This window comes from Salinarimonas sp., from assembly GCF_040111675.1.
Taxonomy (GTDB): Bacteria; Pseudomonadota; Alphaproteobacteria; order Rhizobiales; family Beijerinckiaceae; genus Salinarimonas.
The window spans coordinates 1,411,192-1,435,614 of the sequence record NZ_CP157794.1 but is presented as its reverse complement, the minus strand read 5'-3'; the positions used below and the strand labels follow the sequence as shown (position 1 = coordinate 1,435,614).

The 24,423-nt window shown below is 71.4% G+C and carries 19 protein-coding genes and 1 pseudogene; 6 read left to right on the top strand and 14 right to left on the bottom strand.

Annotated features, from left to right (window positions below; translation table 11 throughout):
* Positions 1–52: 52 nt before the first annotated feature.
* The 4 genes and pseudogenes from ABL310_RS06645 to ABL310_RS06630 all read right to left on the bottom strand — a co-directional run.
* Positions 53–133, bottom strand: a pseudogene (locus ABL310_RS06645) (transposase); the annotation flags it as partial.
* A gap of 118 nt (positions 134–251) precedes the next feature.
* Positions 252–1,133, bottom strand: coding sequence for a hypothetical protein (locus tag ABL310_RS06640; RefSeq protein ID WP_349370907.1), 882 nt, complete (start codon positions 1,131–1,133; stop codon positions 252–254).
* A gap of 49 nt (positions 1,134–1,182) precedes the next feature.
* Complete coding sequence (locus ABL310_RS06635) at positions 1,183–1,938, bottom strand: polysaccharide deacetylase family protein (protein ID WP_349370906.1); 756 nt, start codon at positions 1,936–1,938, stop codon at positions 1,183–1,185.
* Positions 1,939–2,397: 459 nt separating this feature from the next.
* Positions 2,398–3,573, bottom strand: a complete 1,176-nt coding sequence (locus ABL310_RS06630) for a glycosyltransferase (RefSeq protein ID WP_349370905.1) — start codon at positions 3,571–3,573, stop codon at positions 2,398–2,400.
* Positions 3,574–3,882: 309 nt separating this feature from the next.
* Here ABL310_RS06630 and ABL310_RS06625 point away from each other — a divergent pair, with 309 nt between their 5' ends.
* Complete coding sequence (locus ABL310_RS06625) at positions 3,883–5,682, top strand: ABC transporter ATP-binding protein (RefSeq protein ID WP_349370904.1); 1,800 nt, start codon at positions 3,883–3,885, stop codon at positions 5,680–5,682.
* Positions 5,683–5,715: 33 nt separating this feature from the next.
* Entirely contained in the window at positions 5,716–6,828 is a 1,113-nt protein-coding gene (locus ABL310_RS06620; RefSeq protein ID WP_349370903.1) for a glycosyltransferase, read from the top strand.
* Positions 6,829–7,071: 243 nt separating this feature from the next.
* On the opposite strand, the gene ABL310_RS06615 is transcribed toward ABL310_RS06620, so the two are convergent.
* Together ABL310_RS06615 and ABL310_RS06610 are read right to left on the bottom strand one after the other, a co-directional pair.
* Positions 7,072–7,950 (bottom strand): capsular polysaccharide synthesis protein, encoded by an 879-nt coding sequence (locus ABL310_RS06615; protein ID WP_349370902.1) that lies wholly within the window; start codon positions 7,948–7,950, stop codon positions 7,072–7,074.
* Between the two features lie 107 nt (positions 7,951–8,057).
* Entirely contained in the window at positions 8,058–8,819 is a 762-nt protein-coding gene (locus ABL310_RS06610) for an FkbM family methyltransferase (RefSeq protein ID WP_349370901.1), read from the bottom strand.
* Here ABL310_RS06610 and ABL310_RS06605 point away from each other — a divergent pair.
* From ABL310_RS06605 to ABL310_RS06595, 3 genes are all read left to right on the top strand, one after another.
* A complete protein-coding gene (locus tag ABL310_RS06605; RefSeq protein WP_349370900.1) occupies positions 8,742–10,331 on the top strand; it encodes a glycosyltransferase family 61 protein in 1,590 nt (529 codons plus the stop codon). The two genes, ABL310_RS06610 and ABL310_RS06605, sit on opposite strands and share 78 nt — an antisense overlap.
* Before the next feature lie 4 nt (positions 10,332–10,335).
* Complete coding sequence (locus ABL310_RS06600) at positions 10,336–12,288, top strand: glycosyltransferase family A protein (RefSeq protein WP_349370899.1); 1,953 nt, start codon at positions 10,336–10,338, stop codon at positions 12,286–12,288.
* Positions 12,289–12,410: 122 nt separating this feature from the next.
* The gene (locus tag ABL310_RS06595; RefSeq protein ID WP_349370898.1) at positions 12,411–13,787 is read left to right on the top strand and encodes a polysaccharide biosynthesis/export family protein; all 1,377 of its coding nucleotides are present in this window, start codon (positions 12,411–12,413) and stop codon (positions 13,785–13,787) included.
* Between the two features lie 18 nt (positions 13,788–13,805).
* On the opposite strand, the gene ABL310_RS06590 is transcribed toward ABL310_RS06595, so the two are convergent.
* From ABL310_RS06590 to ABL310_RS06575, 4 genes are all read right to left on the bottom strand, one after another.
* Positions 13,806–15,056 (bottom strand): O-antigen ligase family protein, encoded by a 1,251-nt coding sequence (locus ABL310_RS06590; protein WP_349370897.1) that lies wholly within the window; start codon positions 15,054–15,056, stop codon positions 13,806–13,808.
* Positions 15,057–15,150: 94 nt separating this feature from the next.
* Positions 15,151–17,535, bottom strand: coding sequence for a Wzz/FepE/Etk N-terminal domain-containing protein (locus ABL310_RS06585; protein ID WP_349370896.1), 2,385 nt, complete (start codon positions 17,533–17,535; stop codon positions 15,151–15,153).
* Between the two features lie 15 nt (positions 17,536–17,550).
* A complete protein-coding gene (locus ABL310_RS06580; RefSeq protein ID WP_349370895.1) occupies positions 17,551–18,642 on the bottom strand; it encodes a glycosyltransferase family 2 protein in 1,092 nt (363 codons plus the stop codon).
* Positions 18,643–18,882: 240 nt separating this feature from the next.
* Positions 18,883–19,182, bottom strand: coding sequence for a hypothetical protein (locus ABL310_RS06575; RefSeq protein ID WP_349370894.1), 300 nt, complete (start codon positions 19,180–19,182; stop codon positions 18,883–18,885).
* Positions 19,183–19,651: 469 nt separating this feature from the next.
* Between ABL310_RS06575 and ABL310_RS06570 the strand changes: the two genes are divergently transcribed.
* The gene (locus tag ABL310_RS06570) at positions 19,652–20,326 is read left to right on the top strand and encodes a sugar transferase (RefSeq protein WP_349370893.1); all 675 of its coding nucleotides are present in this window, start codon (positions 19,652–19,654) and stop codon (positions 20,324–20,326) included.
* Here ABL310_RS06570 and ABL310_RS06565 read toward each other — a convergent pair.
* Genes ABL310_RS06565 through ABL310_RS06550 form a run of 4 tightly spaced genes read right to left on the bottom strand, consistent with a single transcriptional unit; the run spans position 20,304 to position 24,284 of the window.
* Positions 20,304–21,281 carry a glycosyltransferase family 2 protein gene (locus ABL310_RS06565; protein ID WP_349370892.1) on the bottom strand — a complete coding sequence of 326 codons (978 nt, stop codon included), beginning with the start codon at positions 21,279–21,281 and terminating at the stop codon, positions 20,304–20,306. The two genes, ABL310_RS06570 and ABL310_RS06565, sit on opposite strands and share 23 nt — an antisense overlap.
* Positions 21,278–22,471, bottom strand: coding sequence for a glucosyl transferase (locus ABL310_RS06560; RefSeq protein ID WP_349370891.1), 1,194 nt, complete (start codon positions 22,469–22,471; stop codon positions 21,278–21,280). Before ABL310_RS06560 ends, ABL310_RS06565 begins: the two co-directional genes overlap by 4 nt.
* Entirely contained in the window at positions 22,468–23,478 is a 1,011-nt protein-coding gene (locus tag ABL310_RS06555) for a glycosyltransferase (RefSeq protein ID WP_349370890.1), read from the bottom strand. The genes ABL310_RS06560 and ABL310_RS06555 overlap by 4 nt, the downstream gene beginning before the upstream one ends.
* Positions 23,475–24,284: a family 16 glycosylhydrolase gene (locus ABL310_RS06550; protein WP_349370889.1), complete on the bottom strand. Its 810-nt coding sequence runs from the start codon at positions 24,282–24,284 to the stop codon at positions 23,475–23,477. Before ABL310_RS06550 ends, ABL310_RS06555 begins: the two co-directional genes overlap by 4 nt.
* Positions 24,285–24,423: the final 139 nt, after the last annotated feature.

The window sequence follows — 24,423 nt, the reverse complement described above, 5'->3', positions numbered from 1 at the left end:
GATTGATGTCACCCTTCGTTCCAGCAGGAAGGCTCTGGCCTCGTAAGCGGCAAGCGGCGCGCCCGTCGCCGCGGTCGGAGCCGGCGAAGAGCCATGCCTTGCGCCCGACGGCCACGCCACGGAGAGCGCGCTCGCAGCGGAAGGCGAGACGCTCCGCGGCGGGTCGGCCGTTGACCAGCCCCCGATCACACGCCTGTCTGTTCGACGAACCGCCTTGCACAGACGGGGGCATCCATACATGAGTCCGCACCCTAGCTACGTCGACCGCGAGACCTGACCCACGCGAGCAAAGCGACGCGAGGCCAGATCAAGCTGTACGATGCTGGCTTGTAGGCGCCTTCTTCGATCAGCGCCCTGCGCGTCGGCGACTTCGCGGCAGCGCGCTCGGCGTCGAGGCGTGTGGCGCAGATGAAGAGCCGATAGGCGCCATGCTCCAGGGGCCTCTGCAGATAGGCGAGCCGCGGGCTGATGGCGGGCAGGGCGGGATCGTAGAACCAGCTGGTGGCGATCATGCCCGCCCTGGTTCGATCGCGTGCGAGCAGATCGGCCACTCTGCGATAGACGGCCTCGCGACCCGCCTCGTTGAAATCTGCCGTGTCACGAGCATCCAGATGGATCTGCAGCATCGGCCGGAAGCTGCCGGCGGTCAGATACCGGGCCAGGCTCGTGACGCCATCCCGATGGCCGATCTGGCGCAAGGCCAGCCTCGGACCGATCCGTGAATACAGGTCGACGATCTCCGCTCCGCCGGGCACGCTCGCGCCCAGCGCAAGCCGCGCGTCCTTGGCGTAATGATCGAGGTCGTATTCCGGCTCGTCCTCCCGGAGGAAACGCGCCATCTTTCCGACGGCGTCGGGATAGAGCTCGAGGATCGACCCGGGCAGCCGCAGCGCGGGGATGCGCTCCGGCAGCCGCAGGGCGAGCGCGGCGACGATGCGCCTGCGGGCGGCGCCGCGGGGCCGGCCTGGATCTCGCACCTCGACGACGCGATCGAGGACCCGCGCCGGCGCCGTGAAGTCCCAGTGCCGCGCAGCCGCTTCGGCGCGGGCGATGATGTCTTCGTAGTCCGCTCGCGACAGCGTGAGGTCGCCGGCGACGTGCTCCAGGGTCTCACGATCGTCCGGTTTGATCACGGTACGGCTCCTCGCTCCGACGGCCGACGACCCCCGCTCCGGGACCGGTTCATGCTCGGCCGGCTTCCGGCTCGCCCCGCGCGACGTCGACGACCGGCAGGATCTCCAGCCCGGCCTGCTTGGCGTTCACGATGAGCTCGTCGAGATCGCGCGCTCGGCACCCCCAGGGCGAGGGCCTGTCGCTCACGTCGTGGGTGAAGACGCTCAACCATCGTCCGCTCGAGGCGGCCTCGCCGATGAGACTCGGGATGTCGTGCTCGGCCATCTGTCGCTTCTCGAAGGCGACGCTCTTGATCTCGCTGGCGTCGATCCAGGGACCATTCGAGCCCGGCGCGATGCCCCGCCCCACGCGATAGCGCGCGGCGATCGCCATCTTGGCACCCACGGACACCGAGCCGAACGGATAGGCGAAGGTCTCGATCCTCGTCTGCGGAAGAATCGAGCGGAGGAAGCTTTCGTTCCGGGCGACGGACGCGACGAAGTCTCGCCTGCTTCGATCGAGCACGGAGGCGTGCTCGAAGCCGTGGCTGCCGACCTCGTGGCCGCAGGCGGCAACGGCTTCGAGATCCTCGGGCGTGAACTGGTCGAGATCGAGGTATCTGCGGCCGCACAGCCCTCCACTGGCGTAATAGGTCGCGCGCACTCCGTGGCCGGCCAGCACCGCGCCTCCTTCCGACCACGCGCTTCTGGGAAAATCATCGAAGGTGATGCTCAGGGCGCCCCGCGCCGGGCGCAGTCGTCTCGGCTTGACCGGAAGCGACCGGGCCAGCTTGGCTCGCGCACGCGAGAGCAACGCGCCGCTCATCGTCGCGACCTCTGCGTGGAGCCCTCGCGGGCTGGACCACAGGCCGGAGGCCATTGCGCCGACGTCGTGTCGCCGCCCACGACGAAGACGAGGGCGGCGAGCGAGGCGGTTTCAAGGGTGCTCGGCCGATACGTCCCGATTTTCCAGAATGGTCGTGGTTTCCAGCTCATGACGGACCCGACGCAGGGCCGACGCCTTCGATGACGCCGGTGATCGCCGTCTCGTGCCGCGGCCCGATAGGGGGTGGGAGATCGTATGGAGCGAGGCTGCGCAGTGGCTGCGGGAACGGCAAGCACGCATTCTCGGCGGTGTTTACGAGGCAGACGACTCGCCGCAAAAGGAGACCTCGGCGCTTCGGGCGTCCGCGTGGGAAACAGGCGTGATCAACCGTGGTTCCCTCTGCGGATTCCGCCTGCTGCCGACCGCGGGCATGGGTGATGGCGAGGAGCGCGGGACGGATCATGACGCAGGCGAACGAACGAGGGCCGCGAGCTCCCGCTCGAGCTTCTCCGTCTGACGCATCACGTCGAAATCCTCCTCGACGCGCCGCCGCGCCGCCCGCGCCATCGCGGCCCGTCGCTCCGGCGCCATGTCGGCGGCCTCGATCAGGCGATCGGCCAGCGCTTCGACGTCGCGTTCCGGGGCGAGCAGCCCGGTCTCGCCGGCGGCGACGAGCTCGGGGATACCGGAATGCACGGTGCTGACGACGAGGGCACCCGAGGCCATGGCCTCCATGATCGAGACCGGTATGCCCTCCGCGTCGCCGTTGCGCGCGGTGACGCTCGGCAGGAGGAAGACCTCGGCGTCGGCCAGGCGCTCGCGCACCGTCGCGGCGGGGCGAGACCCGAGGAACGTCACCCGATCGTCGAGGCGAAGAGCCCGGCCGAGCGCTTCGAGCTCCGCGCGCCCCTCCCCGTCGCCGATGATCCGATAGCGCCAATCGTGCTGCGGCCGGCGCGCCTTCATCACTGCGAGGGCCCGCAAGGCGTAGGCGATCCCCTTCTTCTCGGTGAGCCGGCAGACCGAGAGCAGATTCAGGGGCCCCTTACCCCGATTGCGCGGCGCGAACGGAATATGGTCGAGCCGCGCGCCGACATGGTGGACCCGCATCCGCTCGGCCGGCGCCCCCGCGGCGACGAGCGCGGCGCAAAAGGCGGCGTTCACGGCGAGGTGGCGCGCGCCGTGAGCGAACAGATCGGCGTAGAGCGCGCCGATCCGCTCCGGGGGAACCGTCGCGACGTCGTGGCCGTGAAAGATCGTGACGAGAGGCGGCAGGCCGTTCACGCGCCGCATCAGCCGCGCGACGCGCGCGCCCTCGTAGCCGAAATGCGCGACGATCACGTCGACCTTTGAGAGCCGTCGCGCGGAGAGGAGATCGAGCGCTGCGCCGGCGCGGTGCCGCCAGCGGGGCGGGAGCCGCGCGACGGCTCCGTCGAGCGGGCTCGCGGCCCTCCACCACGTGCGCGTCCGCGGCGCCGCCGCCCGGAGCTCCTCCGGAATGGCGCCTCGGCCGCCAGCGCGCCGCCGGCAGAGCACCTCGACATCGTGGCCACGCTCGCGCAGGCACAGCGCCTGATCCGACACGAAAGTCTCGGACAGGCGGGGGAACTCGTCTGCGACGATGCAGATCTTCAAGGGCCGTCCTTCCTGGGTGCGTGCCTGGATGCACGCCGGGGTGTGACACGCGCCGCGGCTGCCGGGCCGGCGCGGCCGAGACCGGCTCTATCAAGGACGAGAGGGCGGGAGAGTTCCCGCCCTGCCGGCCGTCGCGGCGACCACGACGGAAAGCGGACCGCGGGACGACGCGTTGCGCCAACGAGAAAACACGCGCGCGCTCGCCGGCAATGGAACCTTGTCGCGGACCGTCGCTTTCCGACGAGCGCTTCACCGCGCCACTTCGGTCGCTCCGGCCGCCGTCCCCCGGGAACCAGGACCTGCCCCAACGTGAAGAACTCGCTCGCTCAGCTTCTCGCGCTGCTCCGCCCGAAGGACAAGCGCAACGGCCTCGTTCTGCTCGCGATGATGCTCGTCAGCGCCGTCCTGGAGGTCGTCGGCCTCGCAGCGGTGCCGGCGTTCGTCGGCGCTCTCGTCGATCCCGAGCGGCTCGGGACCATTCCGTTCGTGGGCGAAGACCTGCGCGAACTCGGCAGCGAGTCCCCGAAGACGCTGGTCGTCTGGGGCGCGGCCGCGTTGTTCGGGATCTTCGCCGCGAAGAACGCGTTCCTGGCGCTGAACCACTACTCCCAGATCCGATACACGCTCAACCGTCGCGTCGAGCTCGCCAACCGGCTGATGCGCGCCTACATGCGCGCGCCGTATGTGTTCCACCTGAGGCACAACACGTCCGAGCTCCTGCGCAACGTCGAGCACGAGACGAACGTGATCGCGCAGCAGATCATCGGGGCCGTCCTGGACGTGGCCACCCGCATCGTGGTCCTGGTCGCGATCCTGGCCTTCCTCCTCGTCGCCGAGCCGGTGATCACGATCTTCTGGGGCGCGCTCTTCGCGTCGTGCATGCTCGGCGTGCTGCTCGCGACGAGCCGGCAGTTGCAGGGTCACGCGCTGACCGAGCAGCGCCATCGCAGCCGCTTCGTGCAGGCGCTCTACCAGGCTTTCGGCTGCATCAAGGAATCGCGGGTTCTCAACCGCGAGGCGCTCTTCGCCGAGCGCTTCGGAGACGGCCTGGCGCGCACCGCGCATGCGATACGCTACAAGAACTTCCTGAGCCGCATGATCCCGCCCCTGACGGAGATGGTCGCCATCACGGGCCTTCTCGTGCTTGCGGTCGCCCTGGTGCTGCTGGCGCGTCCCGTCGAGTCGATCCTCGTGACGATGTCGCTCTTCGTCGTGGCGCTCGTGCGGCTGCGGGAGGGGTTCTCCTCGCTGCTCTCGCGGCTCACGGGGCTGCGCTACAGCAGCGTCTCGCTCGCCCCGGTCCACCGGCACCTGATGGAGCTGGAGCGCGAGGGCGACCGGCAGGACGCCCTGGCTCCCCCCGAGGGCGAGCCGATGCGGCTGCGCTCCGAGATCCGCCTCGAGGACGTCTGGTTCCGCCACAGCGGCGCGGACCGCCCGGCGCTGCAGGGCCTCGACCTCGTCGTTCCCGCGCGCTCGGCAGTGGCGCTGGTCGGCAGCACCGGAGCGGGCAAGTCCACAGCGGTCGACGCCATTCTCGGCCTGCTGGAGCCCGACCGCGGCGCCGTGCTCGTCGACGGCGTGGACATTCGCGTGTCGGGCGTCCGGCGCTGGCAGCGCGCGATCGGCTACGTGCCGCAGACGATCTACATCCTCGACGACACGATTCGCCGCAACATCGCGCTAGGCGTTCCCGACCGGGACATCGACGAGGCCGCCCTGGCGCGTGCGATCGAGGCGGCGCAGCTGCAGCAGTTCGTCGCGCGCCAGCCGAGCGGGCTCGAGACCCAGGTGGGCGAGAACGGGCTGCGTGTGTCGGGCGGCGAGCGCCAGCGGATCGGCATCGCCCGCGCCCTCTACAACGACCCTTCGGTCCTGATCCTCGACGAGGCGACCTCGTCCCTCGACACGGTGACCGAGAGCGCGGTGATCCGCTCGGTCGAGCAGATGCGGGGCGAGCGCACGATCGTCATGATCGCGCATCGCCTGACCACCGTGCGCAATTGCGACCGCCTGTACTTCATGCGCGACGGCCGGGTGGAGGCGCAGGGGACCTACGAGGAGCTGCGCGAGCGCCACCGGGACTTCGCGCAGATGGCCGCGGAATAGCACCGCGATCGTGCCCCGCCCGAGGGAGGCGAGATGAGAATTCTCTTTGCGAGCGCGCATCCCTACATCCCGCAGATCGCCGGGGGCGCGCAATCCAGCACCCACGAGCTCGCGGGAGAGCTCGTCGCCCGCGGCCACGAGGTCGCCGTCCTGGCCGGGCTGACCAAGCCCGGCGCCGTCGGCTTGCGCGCCCGGGTCGCGCTGAAGCTGACCGGCCGGGGCTACGCGGTCGATCGGGCGCTCGGCTACCCCACCTTCCGGGCCTGGCATCCGCACGAGGCGGTCGCGCGCGTTCTCGCGGCGTGGCGGCCGGAGGTCGTGGTCACGCAGTCGGGCTTTCCCGTACCGATAGCGCGAAAGTCGCTCGAGTGCGGCGTGCCCGCGGTGCTCTACCTGCGCAATGTCGAGTTCGAGGATCTCGGCGGCGACCCGGCCGGGCTCCCAGGCGCGCGCTTCATCGCCAACTCGCGCTTTACGGCGCAGCGCTACGCGCAGGCCTACGGGCTTTCCAGCCGGATCGTCCATCCGCTGTTTCGGCCGGAGCGCTACCGCAGCGAGACGACCCGCGAGACGGTGGTGTTCGTCAATCCGCATCCGAGCAAGGGGCTCGACGTCGCGCTCGCCCTCGCGGCGCGCTGCCCCGACATCCCCTTCGCCTTCGTGGAAGCGTGGACCCTCGACGCGCAGGCGCGCCGAGCGCTGAAGGCGCGGCTCGCGGATCTTGCGAACGTCGATCTGCTGCCGCGGTCCCGCGACATGCGGCGCATCTACGGGATCGCGCGCGTGGTCCTCGTGCCGAGCCGATGGGACGAGGCGTTCGGCCGGGTTCCGGTCGAGGCGCAGTACAGCGGCGTACCGGCCCTCGCCTCCCGCCGGGGCGGCCTGCCCGAGGCCGTCGGCGACGCGGGGCTACTCGTCGATCCGCAGGCCGGGATCGATGCGTGGGTGAGCGCGTTGCGCCAAATCTGGGACGATCCGGAGTTCTACGAGCGGCTCTGCGTGGCGGCGCGCGCCGGCGCCTCGCGACCCGAACTCCAGAGCGAGCGACAGATCGCGGACCTGCTCGACGTGCTCGAGGGCGCGGTGACGGCGGGCGCGGCCGGTCGGGATGCCGGGGCGCCGCCGATGCGAGCGCAGACCGCATGAGGACGAGCCGGAGCGCCGCCGGCCGGCCCGAGCGGCGCTGCGGCATGCCGCGGCTGAGCGAGCGGCCGGGCTCGCCCCTGCTTCCGACCACGGGGGACCGAGATGCGGCAGTCGACGAGGACATCCGAGAGATTGGCGAACCGGATCTCGTTCCGCGGCCGGGTCCGGAGGTCGAAATTCCGAGCGCTCTATGACTATGGGCAGTAGCCGCCGCAAGGTTTTTCCTGGTTGACCAATCTGCAGTCAGGCCCCTGCCGCCGATCGTCGGTATCGAAGGATTTTCCTGTCGGCGTACAAGCGGGCCATCGCGGCGGCGAACGCGAGGCTTCCCTTCGACAGCATCCGGTGCCTGTGCGTGAAGCTCCGCTTCGACATCTGCACCGCGAAATAGCCATTCGAGCGCTTCGCTTCGTCGGCCGCAACGTCCGGAAATATGTCGGCCCATCGCTTCCACCACAGCTTGAGAATGTAGGGAGGCTTTTGTTCCAGGATGGATTTGACGCCGTCGTCGCTCGACGTGGTCCCGCCGGGATAGGCGAGCATGTGCGCTTGACCCTGCCAGCTGCAATAGAGGTAGGGCGCGCGTTTCCAGCATTCCCGAAAGTCTTTGTCCGACTCGAAGAGCTTGCGAAACAGCGCGTCAAGCCAAAAGTAGTTCTTCACAGAATCGTTGCTGCGCCAGTACGAATCGCATGCGGTCTTCCACTTCTCGATCATTAGCCCGTTCTTATGAGAGACTATGAACCAGCTGGCCGGCCCCTGCGTCGGCCGCATGCCGCCCCCCGAGCCATGATACATCCACAGCCCTGCCGGTTTCGCGGCCTCCTCCACCCAGGGCTCCAGTGGCTGCATGCACAGAAGGGTCGCGTCCGCCCAGACGCCGCCGTGGTTCTTCAGCAGGCTGAGGCGGATGATATCCGATTTCGCTTGCGGGCTGATATCCTTGTCGTCGCTGTGGATGTAGTCGATGTCATTGACGTAGCGTCCGAGATTTCCCTCGCTCAAGAACTCGATGTTCCAGCCAGGATTGTTGATCTTCCACGATTCGGCGACCTGACGGACGAGCCAGGGGGCGGTGTCCCAACCCTGCAGCCAGAGCAGCCAGACCGTCTTGTTCAACATTGCGGTTCGCCTCCGGGAAATGGGCGGGCCTGAAACGGGCGGCCGATGGAAGCGTTCCCCTATCGAAGCGCCGAACGGCGCCTGTGGATCGGGACGCCGAACGCCCTCTACATCAAGGCCGGCTGCGGCGATCTCTTGTTTCCGGTGTAGATGTAGACGGCGTCCGCATAGCTGAGCCGATGGGGGCTGTAGCCGGCCGTCGAGGCGTAGCGCCAGTCATGGGCGAACTCCGTCCCGCAATGGCATTGATTGTACAGGCCCACCAACTCGTAGCCGAACGGGCCGAGGAAATCGTGGATGCGCTGCAGTCCTTCCTCCGCATTCAGGTGGAACTCGGCTTGAACGATGCCGATTCGCGCAGCCCCGAGGGCGTCCGCAGCGCCCTGGAGGACCTGCAGCTCGTATCCCTCCGTGTCGATCTTCAGGAAGTGCACGAAGCCGACGTCGAACTCCCTCATGACACGGTCGACCGTCTCGATGCGGACGGTTTCGCGCCCGCCTCCGCTCGGAGAGTCGGTGATGAGCGAGTTGTGCGTCGATAGCTCGTGCAAGTTGATTTCCGCCTCTCCCGCGACGTCGCCGAGCGCATAGGGATGCACGGAGACGTTTCGGAGCCCGCTCATCCTGTCTCGCAGAACGCCGAACGTCTCGGACACCGGCTCGAAGGCGAAGATTCGAGGAGATGGGAGATAGGTCTGCAGCAACTGCACGGTTCTGCCGTCGTTGGCTCCGACGTCGAACACGATGTCCGCCTCCGACCAGCGCCGCATCGTTGCCAATGTGGGGTAGAAGTGCTTGCTCGGAGGCTTGCGGTATATCTTGACGTTGAGCGTGGCTTCGACGAGCCGCTTCAGCGTGCTGCGCATCATGCGTATTGCCCTCCACCCGAAGAACGTCCGACGAGCGGCAACCCGGAACGGGGTCGCGACGTTCCGAGCCTGCACGGCGGGACAGGCAGGCCGATCGACCGGCGCCTCCTCCCGCCCTCGCGGCGTCTCGATCTCGCGCGGGCAACCTGCCGCGCCCCGGCCGTGGTTGCTGGCGAATTCGACGGGGCGCTCATTCAGCGGCCTCCTTCGGCGGTCTTGCCCGCCATGCACGAGCAGGGATGCGACACGATGCGAAGCACGAGCGACGGAGCGGCGGCGGCGAGCGCCGAGGGCCTCGGGCCGGGTCGGCGCCTGGCGGCGCGCGCGCGGCGTGGCGTCCGCGAGGCCTGCACGATCGGCGTGAGGGCGGGCCTGCCCCCGTCATGGGTGGGCTATCGCCATGTCGTCCCGGTCTCGGCTCAGGATCACGTGGCGTCCATGCGGGCGAAGGGCGTCGCGTTCGCGCGCTGTGAAACGATCCACGCGCGGGCGGTCGCACGCAACCCGCTTCCCTTCAACGTCGCCGACCGAGACCTCCTGCCAGCCGATGCGGGCTGGTGGGGCTATTCCATGCGCGATGTGCCGGCCCGGACGAGCGAGGAGACGTTCATCGCGACGATCCCGGATGCTCGCATCGTTCCCGTGCACGACTGGCGCGGCGAGTTCTTCCCCGCGCTCCTCACCCGCGATCAGCGTGCCCTGAACCTGAGGGAGATGAAGTTCCGCGACGCGCACGCCGCGGCCCTGCGCCGAGGCGCGCCGCCGCAGCGCTTCGAGCGCGCGACCTGGATCTGCGAGCGGGTCTATGACAACCACTCGCATTGGTTGACCGCGCACCTGCCGAAGCTGGTCCTGCTGCGCGATCGCGGCGCGCTCGGCGAGGTTCTCCTTCCCCGGTCGCCGACCCCGGCGATGCGGGCTTCGTTGCGAATGATGGGGCTCGACCCGGACGCGTTCCGCACGGTCGATGGTGACCGCCCGATCGAGGTCGCCCGGCTGACGATCCTCGGAACGGATCGGTTCCGGCCGGAATTGCTTCGGCCGGTTCGAGAGGCGCTCGCGCCCGTCGCGGCCGCCCCGACGCGGCGCGTCTACGTGAGCCGCGAGCGGGCGCGCATGCGCAAGCTCGCCAACGAAGACGAGATCTGGCCGCTCTTCGAGGCGGCTGGTTTCCAGCGCGTCTTCATGGAGGAGCTCGACTTCCCGCGGCAGGTCCGGCTGATGAGCGAGACGACGGTTCTCGCGGCGCCGCACGGCGCCGGACTGACGAACATGATGTTCTGCCCGCCCGGGGCCCGCGTTCTCGAGATCGCCTGGCTCGGCTTCCCTAATCCCAACTTCTACGCTCTCGCTTCCGCGATGGGGCACCGCTGGGGCATCGTCGCGGCGCAGCCGCGCGGCCCGGGTTCGCCGCTCGAGCGAGACATGTACGTCGATCCTGCCGCGGTGGAGACGGCCCTCGACGCGCTCGCCCGCACCGCTGCGGCGCCCGCCGGGCCGGACCCGGTCTGAGCCGATGCGGGTCTCGGTCGTCATCCCCGTCCGCGACGGCGAAGCCTATCTCGCCCAGGCCGTCCGCTCGGTGCTCAACCAGACGGCGCCGGCATCGGAGGTGATCGTCGTCGACAACGGCTCGCGCGACCGCAGCGCGGAGATCGCGACGCGCTTCGGCCCGTCCGTTCGGCTCCTGCGCGAAGCGCGTCCCGGCGCCGCCGCGGCGCGGGCGACCGGCGCCGCGGAGGCGGTCGGCGACGCGCTTCTGTTTCTCGACGCCGACGATCTGGTCGGGCCGACGGCGCTCGATGCGCTCTGCGCCGCGCTGGTGACACGGGGCGACGGCGTGGCCTGCTGCCCCTGGCGCCGGTACGAGCTCGTCGGGACGCGCTGGTCGGAGGCGCCGGCCTCCTGCGTCCCGCGCGCGCCCGGCGGCGATCCGGTCGCGGCTTGGTTGACCGGCTGGTACTTCCCGCCCTGCGCGGTGCTCTGGTCTCGTGCCGCCTATGCGCGCAGCGGCGGCTGGGATCCGCGGATCGGCGTCAACGACGACGGTCACCTGATGATGCGCGCCCTCCTGCGCGGCGTGCCTCTCGTCGAGACCCCCGACGGGCTCGCCTTCTACCGCCGCCCGCCGCACGGCGTGCAGACCCTCAGCGGACGGCGCCTCACGCCGGAGGGGCTGATGTCCAGCCTCGCGGTACTCGAGAGCATCGAGCGGCTCGTGGTCGAGGCGGGCCCGTCTGCGGAACGCGAGGCGGCACTCGGCGGAGCCTACCGCCGCCTCGCGGCCGAATGCCCCCCGGGGCACGAAGCCTTGCGCGCGCGGGCCGAGGACGGAGCGTCTCGCCGCCCCGCGGGCGCCCGCGGAGGCTTGCCGTCCCGCAGGCGCAGGCTCCTGCGCGCGCTGCAGGATCTGGCGGACACGTCGCGTCGCGCGCCGAGCGCTCGCGCGACTCCGCGTCCGCCCGTGGCCGATCGCACCGCCCTCGCCTGCGCCGAGCCGGTCGTCAGCGTGATCGTGCCGACCTACAATCGGGCCCGGACGCTCGCGCGCGCTCTCGACGGCGCCTTGGCCCAGACCTATCGCCACCTCGAGGTCATCGTCGTCGACGACGCCTCGACCGACGCGACGGAGGCTTTGGTGAGGTCGCGCACGGACACGCGCCTGCGCTATCTGCGCCAACCGGCGAATGCGGGCGTCGCCGCCGCTCGCAACCGGGGTGTGCGCGAAGCGCGCGGAAGCCTCCTCGCCTTCCTCGATTCCGACGACGCCTGGATGCCGCGGAAGTTGGAGCGGCAGGTCGCGCTGTCGCGCCGCCGGCCGGATCGCGTCGGGCTGTTCTACACCGGGCTCGCCGTCGAGGAGGCGAACGGCGTCTCCACCACCTGGACCCCGAGGGCGCGCGGTGACGTGTGGCGCGACATGCTGCATACGAACGTCGTCCATTTCGGCACGAGCAGCACGCTCGTGCGGCGCGAGGCGCTCGAGGCGGTGGGGCTCTTCGACGAAAGCCTGCCGGCGAACGAGGACTACGATCTCTGGCTCCGGATCGCCCGCTTCTACGAATTCGACTTCGTCCCCGATCCGCTGACGGCCTATCGCAACGCCGGCGGCGACGGCGGACCGGACGAGCGGCGCTCGCGCAACTTCGACGCCAACATGCGCGCGCGCCAGACGCATCTCGACCGCTGGGGCGCCGAGATGCGGGCGGCGGGCGTCAAGCACCTCTTCCACCTCGACTGCGCGCGCCGGCATCTGGAGTCGCCCTACGGGAGCGGCTGGGCGGCGCGCCTGCACCTCCTCAAGGCCGTTCGCGCCGCGCCGCGCGAGCCGCGGCTCGCGCTCTGGCTCGCCTTCTCGATGCTGCCCGCGGGGCTGCGGCGTCGCGCGCTGTTCCCGCTCGCCCGCGCGCGCCGGATCCTGCCCGACCGGCTCTGGCTCGGCCGACGGGGCGGCGCCGACGTCGCGTGAGGCGCGCCGTCGAGAAAAGCCCGGCGCGGCGGGACATTCCGCGCCGCTCGCGCGTTGCGCAGGGCGTCGAGACGATCGTCAGACCCCACCGTCGAAACCAGAGCTCGAACTGCGGAGTCCTCATGCAGCGCGTCGCGAGAGCCCTCTTCTTCGCCCTGTTCCTCGCCACGTGCCTCGGCGTCGGGGTCGGCGTCGGCGCCCGGGCGCCGGCGCTCGCGCAGCAGGAGCCGGCCGACGTCGAGGCCGGTGTCGTCGGCGCCGGCGACACGCTGCGCCTGCGCGTCTTCGAATGGCGTCCGTCCACCGGCGAGGCGCATGCCTGGGAGGCCTTCGACGACGAGTTCGTCGTGGGCGCCGACGGGCGGCTCTCGCTGCCTCTGATCGGCCCGCTCGACGCCGCGGGCAGGTCGACGGGGGCGATCGGCGAGGAGATCGCGACGCAGCTGCAGGAGACCGCCGGCCTGCTCGAGAAACCGAGCGCGGTCGTCGAGATCCGCGCCTACAGGCCCTTCTACGTCGTGGGCGCCGTCAGCCGGCCGGGAGAATACCCCTACCGCCCTGGGCTGACCGTGCTCCAGGCGATCAGCATCGCCGGCGGCATGCGCCGGGGACCGGACGCGTTCGACCGCTTCGAGCGCGACGCGATCTCGGGCCGCGGCGAGCTGCGCGTGATCGCGCTCGAGCTCGACCAGCTCGCGGCGCGGCGCGCCCGGCTGGAGGCGGAGCTCGAGGACGCCGCCGAGATCGCCTTCCCCGAGCGCCTCGTCGAGCGACGGCCGACGGATCCCGCGGTCGACCTGATGCTGCGCGAGGAGGACCTGATCCTGCGCTCCCGCCGCGAGAGCCTCGAGCAGGAGGTCGACGCCAACGAGCGGCTGCAGGCGCTGCTCGCCGGGCAGGTCGCGCAGCTCGAGGAGCAGATGGCGCTCAAGCAGAGCCAGGTCGACTCGATCGCGGAGGAGGTCGAACGGGTCCGCGGCCTGGTCGAGCGCGGGCTCGGCACCGCCTCGCGCCTGTCGGATCTCGAGCGACGCCTCGCAGACTACGAGTCGGATCGCGGCACCATCACCCGGTCGCTGATCCGGGCCCAGGTCGACATCAACCAGGCCGAACGCAACATCATCGCCCTGCACGCCGCGCGGCGGCGCGAGGTCGCCCGGGAGATGCGCCAGACCCAGGCCGAAATGGAGAAGATGCGCGAGCGCTTCGCCACGGCGAGCGCCATGCTCCAGGAGGCCGAGGTGATCGCCCCCGCAAAGCGCGAGGCCGCGAATCGCCGGGACCTGTTCGAGCCGATCTACTCGATCGTGCGCACCACGGACGGCGAGACGAAGGAGGCCGTGGTCGAGGAATTCACCCCGATCCGGCCAGGCGACACCGTTCGCGCCATCGTGCCCATGCCCGACATCGGCGGCGGCGAAGAGGTGGCGCCGTCGTCGAACGCCGCGCCCGGGGGCAGCGCCAGCTACGCGGCGTCGGAGGCGACGGGCGCTCGGTGAGGTGCGGCGCCCGGCGCGCTACGGTGCGAGGCCGCGCGCGGGCCGCGACGACACGCGACCGGCCGACGGCGCGGCCACGCGGCTCCCGGCGAGGTGGGCTCCGAGGGCGACGAAGAGCATTTGATAGAGGCTGTGGTTGTAGAACAGCGGGGTCTCCGCGAGCGCGACGACGAGTATGTGCGTCATCGCCATGAGCGCCCATGCATCCTCGGCGCGGCGGCTCGTCAGGAAGCGCGCGACGGCGATCACGGCCGAGACCGCGAGCCCGATCGCGAACAGCGCGAGCCCGACGCTGCCGAACGCCACCGCGACCTCGATCGCGTTGTTGTGGAAGGTCCAGATCGCCTGGCCGAACCAGTAGATCAGGTAGGCGCTTGTGGTCGCCGGGGAGTCCCAGTACGCCTTGTAGCCGATCCCCAGGATCGGGTTCTCGGCGAAGGACGCGAGCCCGAACTGCCACAGCAGCGTGCGGCCCGTCAGCGTGCGGTCCTTGCCGAGCGCGTCGAGCGCGACGGTGTAGGGATCCGTGCCGGCGACCACGAAGGCGATCCCGGCGAGCGCGGCGAGGCTCAGGCCGCAGGTGGCCACGAGCAGGGTCGGGTGCGCGCCCAGGCGGATGCCGACGAGGAGCGGCGCGACCGCGAGCACGGCCACGAAGGCGACGGTCGCCGCGCCCGATCCGCTCGCCGCCAGCGCGACGACCGCGAGCACGGCGACGCCGCCGCTGATCCAAGGCCGCCAGCCGGCCCACGAGAGGGCGCCCGCGGTATAGGCCAGGACGACCATGGCGGAGCCGAGCGTGTTCTTGTGGCTGAACACGCCCTTCCACTCGCCGGCGTAGTTGCGCGTACCCGGGAGGCCGGCGGCGACGCTCAGGAACGAGAGCGCCATCGCCACCGCGAGCGCGACGAAGACGAGCTTGGCGAGGCCGATGAGGCCGAAGCGCCGGCGCAGCACGAGCCCGACCAGCATCGTCATGAGCAGCTGGGCGCCGTGATACGCGCTCAGCCCCGGCGTCAGCGACCAGAGCGCCGAGAGCATTGCGAGAAGCGGCCAGGAAAACAGGTGCAGGTTGCGCCAGATCAGTGTGGCGTAGAGCATCGGCGACAGGGCCACGATGCCGAGCGCGAGGAGATCGCCGCCGAGCCAGAACACCCGCTCGCCGAAACCCGTACCGAGCGGCAACGCCAGCCCGCCGCTCACCGCCAGGACGAACGCGATCCAGAACAGCGGCTCCAGCCGGGCGATCAGCGCGAAGGGATCGAGCACGGGGCGGCCTCCTCGGCGAAGGATCGCGATACGGAACGGCCCGGCCCCCGTGGAATTTTCCGCGCGGCGAGCCCGATGGTAAGGCGCGCGCGCCTCACGCGGCGGTCTCGCGCGCGGGCGTCTCCATGCCCGCGGCGCGGCCGGACGCCGCGGTCCGCCGACGCGGGCGGTAGCCGAGGTCGGTCGGGCGGTGCCCCATCGAGCGCATGGCCCGCAGTCGCGCCTTGTTGAGGATCGCGCCGACGATCTGGGCGCCGTGCCGGCGCAGATCCGCAACCGCGTCCTCGAGCCCCGGCCGCGAGGCCCGGCCCCATTCGGCGACGAGCACGATTCCGTCGAGGTAGGGCGCCACCGCGCCGGTGTCCGGCACGCTCTCGAGGGCCGGCAGGTCGAGGATCGTGATCTCGTATCGCTGGCGCGCCTCCTTCATGAACTGGCGCATGCGCGTCGAGGCGAGGAGATCGGCGGCGCTGGGGAGCGCCGTCGGGTCGTTGTCGGCGGGATCGCGCAGCTGCTCGAAGAGCGCCTCGCCGCCGACGACCTGCAGCCGCTTGGCTCCCGCGAGCGGCTCCGGCTCGACGCCGACGCCAGCTTCGGTGAGCGTGCCGTCGTGGAGGTTCGCGTCGACGAGAAGCGCCGTGCGTCCTGCGACCGCGTAGAGGCGCGCGAGGTTGGCCGCGATCGTGGAGGCGCCCTCGCCGGGGCAGAGCCCGGTGACCCCGATGACGGCGCCGCCGGCCTCTCCTTCGGGCAGCGCGTGGGCGACCTGGGTCTTGACGCGCCGCAGGCCGTTGGCGAAAGGCGATCCGGGCGCGCTCGCCACCAAGGACAGCTCGGCGCGCGCCGCCATCGCGTTCGCGCCCCGCGGCGCACGGCCGAACAGGCGGCGCCCGCGAAAGACACCGACCGGCTTCGCCAGGGGAACGATGCCCAGCGAGCGCACGCCGATGGCCTCGAGCTGCCGCGGCAGGCGGATCGTCCGGTCGAACCCCTCCAGGAGCACCGCCGCCGCGAGGCCGAGCCCGCCGCCGAGAATGGCCGAGAGGATGAGGACCAGCGCCTTCCTGGGTCCCGTCGGGCCGCTCGGGACGAGGGCCGGCGAGATCGTGCGTGCTTCCAGGAAGGGCGCGCTCTGCTGCTGGATCACGTCCGTGTAGCGCTTCAGGTAGCTCTCGTAGGCGGTCTGGAGGACCTCGGCCTCGCTCTCGAGCTGCAGGAGACGCACGCGCGCTTCCTCGGTGACGTTCGAGCGCTCGACGAGGCGCCTCAGCTCGTCGCGCAGATCCGCCTCACCGGCGGCGGCGATGTCCTGCTCGGTCCGCAGGCGCTCGGCGACGCGCCGCAGCTCGCCGCGGATCGCGTCCTCGGTGCGGGCGAGCTCGCGGCGTATGGACGTGAGCGCCGGGTTGTCGGGCGCGAGACGCTCCGAGAGGACGTCCTCCTCGGCGGACAGCTCGATGTAGCGGGACCGCAGCCGCGTCACGAGATCGCTCTCGCCGGCGTCGACGCGCTCGAGCGAGAGGTCGTCCTGCGCAAGGGCGCGCTGGACCCGGGCGTAGCGCGCGCGCGCCTCGGCGGCGTCCGAAGCGGCCCGCACGAGGCTCTCGTTGACCTGGGCCAGAGCCTGCTGGTTGATCAGCCCTCGCCCACCGCCGGTATCGATGATGTCGTTCTCGGCGCGGAACGCCTGAACCCGGCGCGCGGTATCGGCGAACTGATCCTGCAACTCGGCAATGCGACGGCGCAGCCAGGCGCCAGCGTTGTCGGCCGCGTCGAAGCGCGCGTCGATGCGGTCCTGGATGTAGGCTTCCGTGACGGCGTTGGCGATCGCCGCCGCGATTTCCGGATGATTGCCGGTATAGCGCACATCGATTGCCCGGGAGGCGCCGAGGCGGTAGACGTCGAGACTGGACCGGACGGCGACGGCCGCGCGCTCGCGCGGGGTGACCGCCGGGGCCGCTTCTGCATCGGCCTCGGCGCTGGTGCGATCGACCGGCGGGCTCGGCGCAGCGAACAGCGCATCCAGCGCGTCGCGCGCGCCGCTACGCGCGGCGCCGATGGCGGCGGTGACGACGTTGGGACGGTCGGGGATGAAGAGCGGGTTCTCGGTGAGGTCGAGCCTGTCGACGACGCTGAGCGCGACGTCCTGCGAGCGCAGGATCTGGATCTGCGTGGCGATGGCGACGAGATCCTCCGCAGCGGGAGCGCCGCCGGGGGACACGCGCGCGAGCTCGCCTTTCGTCTCGTCGATGACGAGCCCGGCGACGGCTGCGTATTTCGGCTGAGCCGTGAAGGCGTAGAGCGCGCCGATCACCACAGCGACCGCGACGCCGGCGGCGATGATCCAGGCCCGCCGCCAGAGGAATGCGACGAGCGTCGGCAAATCGAGCTGGGTCTCCAGGCGCGCGGTCTCGGGCGGCGGCTCGGGCGTCCGGCGGTACGCATCGCGGCGGTGGGCATCTGCGTCGTGACGAGCCATCGTGATCTTTCCGGCTCAGAGGCGGTCGGGGCGGACGCCGGGACCGTCGCCCGGGCGCGCGTCGAGGTGCGCCGACGCCGGCGGGCGAGCGATCGAGAAGCCGCCCGCGACGCTGCGCAGGAAGCCCGCCGACCAGGCGAAATGCATGATCGTCGCGGCGATGCCCGCGGCGAGGAGGGCCGGATCGCGCCGGCGCGCCGCGAGAGCGATCGCGAAGGCGTGGCAGAGCGCCAGATAGGCGGCTGGGATCGCGAGGAAGAGCGGCTCGAGCGGGGCCAGCGCGAGCCCACCGGTCGAGCCGAGGAGCGCCGCGGGCGGCGCCAGCTGCCGGAGCGCGGGCCGGATGCGATGGCGCATGACCGTGCGCCCCCGCCCCCTGCCGTGATTGTAGTATTGCCGCGCCAGCGCGGTCGGCCGCTCGCGCGGAAAATAGGAGATGGCCGCGGCGCGGCACATCCAGATCCGGAAGCCCGCGCTGCGCAGGCGATGGTCGTACTCGGCGTCTTCGTTGTGCGTGAAGCTCTCGTCGTAGCCGCCCAGCCGCAGGAAGACCGACCGGTCGAAGGCGGCATGGTGGCCGTGGTCGACCCAGCGCGACGGCCCCCCGCGTCGGTGTGCGGACCCGCCGTTGCCGAGGAAGCTGCCCTGGACCGCCGCGACCGCGCGCTGGAACGCCTTTTCGCCGACCGTGCGCATCGGCACGACGGCGGACGCGGCGTTTCGCGCCTGCAGGGCCGCGACGACCTCGGCGACGAAGTTGGGCGGATAGTCGGCATGGGCGTCCGCGCGTATCAGCACGTCGGCCTGCGGCGAGGCCGTCCGGGCGGCGAGATTGATCGCGGCCGCCTGGATCCGCGCCGGGTTGTCGACGAGGCGCACGGTGGGATGATCCCTGGCGATCTGCGCCACGATGGCGCGGGTGGCGTCGCGGCTGCCGCCGTCCAGCACGAGGATCTCGCTCGCCTTCGGATCGAGCTGGACGAGGAGCGAGGCGAGGCAGGCGCGGATGTGCGTCTGCTCGTTCAGCGTCGGGACGGCGATGCTGACGAACGTCTCGGAACGTGGCGACGGCGCGCAGCCGGTCTGGCCGGCTTCGGCTTCGAACATGGGCGATCCTTCGGCGAATCCTCGTCGACACGGGGCGAAGCTGCGCGCACGGCGCGCGGCCGGACACGTCGGGGGGCGTCGGCGCCGGGTCGAACGCGGCTTCTCCGCAGGGGTTCCACTTCGGCCGACCGAGGCGGCTGGAGCATGATCCACACGTGGAATCCGGTCGCGATGGACGACACGGTGCGTCGAGAAGAAGTCTGGAGCGCCCGACCCGCTCCCATCGGGCCGGACCGCGCTCTAGCGGTCGCGCCGACCCGCCTCGCGCTCTGCGGATCCGCCGCGGCGGGCACCGTTTCGCTTGCGCAGCGCCGGGACGTTCGCCCGCGCGACGAGGCCGATGGCGTAGGCGATCTGGAGGGAGACGGCGAGCGCGAGGAGACGCAGAGCCGTTTCCCCGAAGCCGCTGCCCACGGCGATCTCGAGGACGAGCAGCGCCCCGACGGCCAGGGCGCTGCCCAGGGCGAACGCCGGCAGGCCGAGGAATACGCCCGCCGCCATGCCGAAACAGCACCCGATGACCAAGATCGTCGCGAACATGGAAATCGCCCCCTCGCGACCGTCGGATCGCGCGTCACCCCGAATGGAGCATGGCGCAAAGGGGTGCTCATGTAAACGTCCGGTAAGCGAAAGCAAGTCGCGGCCGAGCCGTCACCGAAGCCCCATCGAGCCGCATTATGCTGCAGTCTTACGACCAAGCTCGACAGTAAGGAGTCGCCTGCGCAGCAGCCGCTCCACTGCGGAATGCGCGCGACTGTTGCCGAGAGGCTCCGCTGCGGGGTGCATGCGACGTCGGCCGGAGAGCCCGAACGCGCCGCGCCCGTTTCGGTTCGCACTGGAGACCGGCGACGCAACCTGTCTCATTGCGGCGCAAAAAGGGCCGGAACCAGCTCCCGCATTCGTGGTTGGGTGGGGCGTCGGACCCGGGGCGCCCCGCCGTTGAGGTCCGCACCCGCTCGCCGATCGCGACCGGGCCTCCCCCTCCCGTGCCCTCATGGAGACGCGACGGATGCAGGACGTGCATGAGGAACTCGGTCGCCACGCGTCGAACGCGAGGACGCTCCGGCGGCCGGTCGGCGGTCTTGCCAAGCGCGCGCTCGACGTCGCGATCGCCGCCGCCGCGCTGCTCTTCCTGCTGCCGCTCTTCCTGGCCGTCGCAGCGATCGTACGCGGCTCCGACGGCGGCCCGGCGCTCTACCGGCACCGGCGGATCGGGTTGGACGGACGGGAGTTCCATTGCCTCAAGTTCCGCACCATGGTGCCAGACGCCGAGGCGGCGCTCCAGAACCATCTGCGCCGCGATCCACTGGCCGCCGCGGAATGGCGCCGCACGCGCAAGCTGAAGCAGGACCCGCGGGTCACGCGCCTGGGCGGCGTCATGCGCCAGACCAGCGTCGACGAGCTGCCGCAGCTCGTCAACGTGCTGCGCGGCGAGATGAGCATCGTCGGCCCGCGGCCCATCGTGCACGACGAGATCCTGAAGTACGGCGGCGCGATCGAGCACTACTTCCGCGTCCGGCCCGGGCTCACCGGCCCCTGGCAGATCAGCGGCCGCTCGGACACGGGCTACGACGAGCGGGTCTCGCTCGACACGGACTACGTCTCGAACTGGTCGGTCGAGCGCGACATCGTCATCATCGTCAAGACCGTCCCCGCCGTCCTCAGCCGCCGCGGCTCCTATTGATCGGCGAGCGCACCAGGCGCACCCCGCGCACGACGGCCTGGCGCAGGCACTGCACGGCGATGTGCGCGAAGACGGCGGGGCTGTGCGCCGCGGTGCGCGGCAGGGAGCCATAGTCGCGCGCCTTGAACTGCGCGATGAAGGCCGCCCAGCGCTCGCGCTTGCGCGCGGCGAGGAGGTGGTGCACCAGGGCATTGCGCAGCCGCGGATTTTCCCGGGCGGGCTCGCCCTCCAACGCACGCTCGTCGACCCGGCACAGAAGCGCGAGGTCGCCCGCCGTGTGCGAAGCCGTGAGCGAGTTGCCGTGCACCGCGTACGAATAGAGCGGCGCCGGGTCGGTGACCCAGACGGCGCCGCGCAGAAGGCAGCCGAGATAGAGGCCGTAATCCTCGGCGAAGCGCATCTCTTCATCGTAGGCGAGGCCCTGCTCGCGCAGGAAGCTCCGGCGCAGGATCGGCTTGAGGAAGCCGTAGCCGCGGCGTGGTTCGCGCGGATCGGGAAGATTGCCGGCGACGAAAGCCGCGGCGTCGATCCGCTCCGGCAACGGCGCGCGCGCGAACATCGCGAACAGCTCGCGCCCGCTGTCCCGGTCGAAGACGGCCAGATCGTCGCAGGCCATGTCCGCGCTTGCGGCCTGTGCGCGCGTGACGAGCCGCTCGAGGCGGGTCGGCGCGAAGCTGTCGTCGGCGTCGAGCACGGCGATCCACCGGCCCCGCGCCGCCTCGATGCCGCGATTGCGCGCGGCCGACGGGCCGCGGTTCTCCGCGAGGGCGACGATGCGCAGGCGCTGATCGCCGGCGGCGGCCTCGCGCGCCGCCGCCGCGGTCGCGTCTCGCGAGGCGTCGTCGACGACGATCACCTCGATGTCGGGCAGGGTCTGGTCGAGAGCCGAACGCACCGCGCGCCCGATCGTCTCGCGCCCGTCCTTTACGGCGATCACGACGCTCGCCGCCGTCATGCCTGCCGCGCCCCCGGCGCGATCCGCTCGAGCAGCGCGGCGGTATCGGTCTCGTCGACGAAGAGGGACGCGGGCAGCGCCAGGATCTCCGCCCGCCGCCGGGCGAGATCCCGCAGGTCGCAGCCGACGAGATAGGCGCAGGCCTCCTCCTCCAGCGGCTCGGGCAGGGCGACGCCGAGGCCGAGCGCCTCGACCTTGCGCCCGGCGGCGGTCCGCGCGCGGGCGATCGCCGGCGCGCCGTAATAGCCGCCCTCGTAGAGGCGGTTGGGCAGGAGCCAATCGGAATTCGTCCCCGCGTCGGTGTAGTCCACCGCCCAGGCGAGGTGGACGCCGCCGTACAGCGCTGCGAGATCGTCGGGGTTCGCGTAGGGGCCGCCGTGAACGATGTTCGGCCGCCGCGCGAGCACCGCCTCGAGCTTCTCGGGGGGGATGTCCTCCGGCGAGACCCGCCCGCGCAGGACGACGCGCACCCGCTCGCCGAGCCGCTCGGCGATGCGGTCGAGAAGAGCGAGGCTGCGGGCGCATCGCAGCACGCCGAACCAGCCGAGCACGAGCGGTCCCTCGAGGGACGGGGAGACCGCACCGGGCGGCGAACGCGAGGGCGCGCGTGCGAGCCGGCCCGCGTCGATCTTGTTCTCGAGCAGAAACCAGGGTCCGCGGTAGCGCTGGACCGGCACGAAGTAGCGCTCGATGAAATCCGGTGCGCTGACGACGAGGAGGCCGCTGCGCGCGAGCAGCCGGCGTTCTGCGAAGCGAAGCAGTGCGCCCGAGGGTCCCCGCGCCAGGAACGGCCGCTGCACGTCGAGCACCTCGTAGACGAGGCGCCCGCGCGCGCCCGTGAGGGCCTTCGCCGCGGCGGCGAGGACGAGCATGTCGATGTTGCGCGCGTAGAGCGCGTGCGCCTTCCGCAACGCCCGCCGGTGCCTCAGGATACGCGGGAGCGCGGCCGCGAGCCGCGGCAGGCGGGCCGCGTAGTTGCGGTCCCGGGTCGCGCCGAGCGGCACGTCGCGCCAGAACGGCGCCGGTGCGGGCCCCGCCTGCGGCGGACGCACGCGTGTGAAGGTGAAGCCGTCCACGCTCCACCCGCAGGCCTGGAACGCCGACACGCGCTTGCGCACCGTGCTTTCGTGCGCATCGTGGGCGAAGACCGCGATGGCGCGCGGCGCCCCGCGCGAGTGTGCTCCGCTCATGGGCGCCGCTCTTCGGGCCCGCGGGGCGCGCCGCGCGCCTCGACCTGAGGCCGGGCGTACTCGCGGTATCCCAGGCCGAAGGCGGCGGCGAGGAGCCCGCCGCCGCGGGCGACCGTGAACAGCCGCGCGACGATGCGGGCGGGGTCGCGCCACCCGGCCCACAGCGTCGTCAGCACGAGGCGCGCCCCGCCGCCGCCGATGCGCACGAGACCGCGCCCGGCGTTACGCAGGCGCGCATGCGCCCGCCTCGCGCCGAGCTCGGCGCCGAGGAGCCGGGCCTCGACGCCGCCGGTGCGGAACCAGCGCCGCACCAGCCAGCCGGGGCGCACACGGTCGGCGGGAGTCCACTCGTGCACGACCGCCTCGGGCGAGACCGCGATCACGTGCCCCATCTCGGCCAGCGCGCGGAAGAAGGCCGTGTCCTCGCCGCCGATCTCGTCGAAGTCCGGATCGAACCGCAGACCGGAGGCCGCCAGCGCCGAGCGCGAGAGGACCACGTTCCCGCTATAGGCTTCGCGGGCGCGCAGCACGCCCGCTCCGTCGACGGCGGCGTCGCGGTCGACGGCGGCGAAGAAGCCGCCGCGCCGCGCCCACAGGGGCGGCGGGCTCGCGAAGACGGGGTAGACCGGACCCACGCTCGCGGCTGCGCCGGTGGCCTCGAGCGTCGCGAGATGGGCCGCGAGCCAGCCCGGCTCCGGAGCTTCGTCGTCGTCGATGAAGGCGATCCAAGCGGCTCCGCTGGCAAGGCCCGCCTCCAGCGCCGCGTTGCGTGCGCTGGCGAGGCCCTTGCGCCGCTCGTGGACGTAGGAGAGGGCGAACCGCGCGTCGGGGGCGCGCCGCGCCACGATCGGTTCGGCGGACCCGTCCGGCGCGTTGTCGACGACGACCACGCGCAGGGCCGCGTCGGGAAGGTCGCCGAGGCGCAGGAACGCGAGCGCCCGCAGGAGGCCGTCGAGGCCCTGCGGGCGCCGGTACGTGCAGATGCACAGGCAGACCGCCGGCGTCATCGCGGCGCCTCGCAGGCGATCGACCCCTCGAACTGGCACGGCTCGCCCGGCGCGGTGTACGCGATGCGCGCGATCCGAGCGACGAGCGGCTCTCCCGGGTAATCGAAGCGGCCGAGCCAGTCCTGCATCGGCTCCGTGCCGTTGAAGATGCTCGCGAAGATCTTGCTCGGCGTCTGCGGGATGCGGGCCGGGTCGGTGATCTCGCGCACCAGCTCGCCGTCGACGTACCAGCGCAGCGAATCCGGCGCCCAGACGAAGGCGTAGTCGTGCAGATCCGCGCTCGCGTCGAAGCCGAGATCCTGCTTCACGCCGTCGTCGTCGGCGTCCTCGCCGTCGACCCAGTTGTTGAGCTCGACCGTCCTCGGCCGCGCGCCGGGGAACTCGATATCGATCTCGTCGTGCGGATCGCCGAAGTGCGGGCCCGTATAGGTGAAGAAGGCGGAGATGATCCCCGGCGCCGCCGCGCCGCTCATGCGGACCTCGTAGGCGCCGTGGTGGTAGACGTCGGTGGTCTGGATCTCGCCGCAGGAATACGGGCGGTCGTCCGTCTCCGTGTCGTCGAGGATCAGCGCGAGCTCGCCCCCGCGCATCTCGACGTTCCGTCCGTTCCAGCTGCAGCCGTGCCAGTCCCCGTTGACCCATCCGTCGGAGACGAACCAGAGCGTTCGATCGAGCCGGTCGCCATCGAACTCCTCGAGGAAGGACCCGCCGGTGCGCGCCGCGTCGTCCTGCGCGCCGGCCGGGATACCGCCTGCGATGCCCGCAGCCGATGCGGCGAGCGCCGCCGTGATGATCGTCCTGCTCATTGCGAGCGCTCCCGCTCTCGAGATGTCTGCGCCGGAAGCGCCGGACGCGAACGAGACGCTGCGCCGGCGGTCCCACGCCGGCCCGCGTCGCGCATTTGAGAATGGCGAGCCCCCGCCGATGTTCCCCATGCGAGCGGCC

What these genes read in the sequence shown, in the direction of transcription:
- ABL310_RS06635 (WP_349370906.1), bottom strand. Translation starts at nt 1,938, where the DNA reads ATGAGCGGCGCGTTGCTCTCGCGTGCGCGAGCCAAGCTGGCCCGGTCG.
- ABL310_RS06620 (WP_349370903.1), top strand. Translation starts at nt 5,716, where the DNA reads ATGAGAATTCTCTTTGCGAGCGCGCATCCCTACATCCCGCAGATCGCC.
- ABL310_RS06615 (WP_349370902.1), bottom strand. Translation starts at nt 7,950, where the DNA reads ATGTTGAACAAGACGGTCTGGCTGCTCTGGCTGCAGGGTTGGGACACC.
- ABL310_RS06610 (WP_349370901.1), bottom strand. Translation starts at nt 8,819, where the DNA reads ATGATGCGCAGCACGCTGAAGCGGCTCGTCGAAGCCACGCTCAACGTC.
- ABL310_RS06600 (WP_349370899.1), top strand. Translation starts at nt 10,336, where the DNA reads ATGCGGGTCTCGGTCGTCATCCCCGTCCGCGACGGCGAAGCCTATCTC.
- ABL310_RS06595 (WP_349370898.1), top strand. Translation starts at nt 12,411, where the DNA reads ATGCAGCGCGTCGCGAGAGCCCTCTTCTTCGCCCTGTTCCTCGCCACG.
- ABL310_RS06585 (WP_349370896.1), bottom strand. Translation starts at nt 17,535, where the DNA reads ATGGCTCGTCACGACGCAGATGCCCACCGCCGCGATGCGTACCGCCGG.
- ABL310_RS06580 (WP_349370895.1), bottom strand. Translation starts at nt 18,642, where the DNA reads ATGTTCGAAGCCGAAGCCGGCCAGACCGGCTGCGCGCCGTCGCCACGT.
- ABL310_RS06575 (WP_349370894.1), bottom strand. Translation starts at nt 19,182, where the DNA reads ATGTTCGCGACGATCTTGGTCATCGGGTGCTGTTTCGGCATGGCGGCG.
- ABL310_RS06570 (WP_349370893.1), top strand. Translation starts at nt 19,652, where the DNA reads ATGCAGGACGTGCATGAGGAACTCGGTCGCCACGCGTCGAACGCGAGG.
- ABL310_RS06565 (WP_349370892.1), bottom strand. Translation starts at nt 21,281, where the DNA reads ATGACGGCGGCGAGCGTCGTGATCGCCGTAAAGGACGGGCGCGAGACG.
- ABL310_RS06560 (WP_349370891.1), bottom strand. Translation starts at nt 22,471, where the DNA reads ATGAGCGGAGCACACTCGCGCGGGGCGCCGCGCGCCATCGCGGTCTTC.
- ABL310_RS06555 (WP_349370890.1), bottom strand. Translation starts at nt 23,478, where the DNA reads ATGACGCCGGCGGTCTGCCTGTGCATCTGCACGTACCGGCGCCCGCAG.
- ABL310_RS06550 (WP_349370889.1), bottom strand. Translation starts at nt 24,284, where the DNA reads ATGAGCAGGACGATCATCACGGCGGCGCTCGCCGCATCGGCTGCGGGC.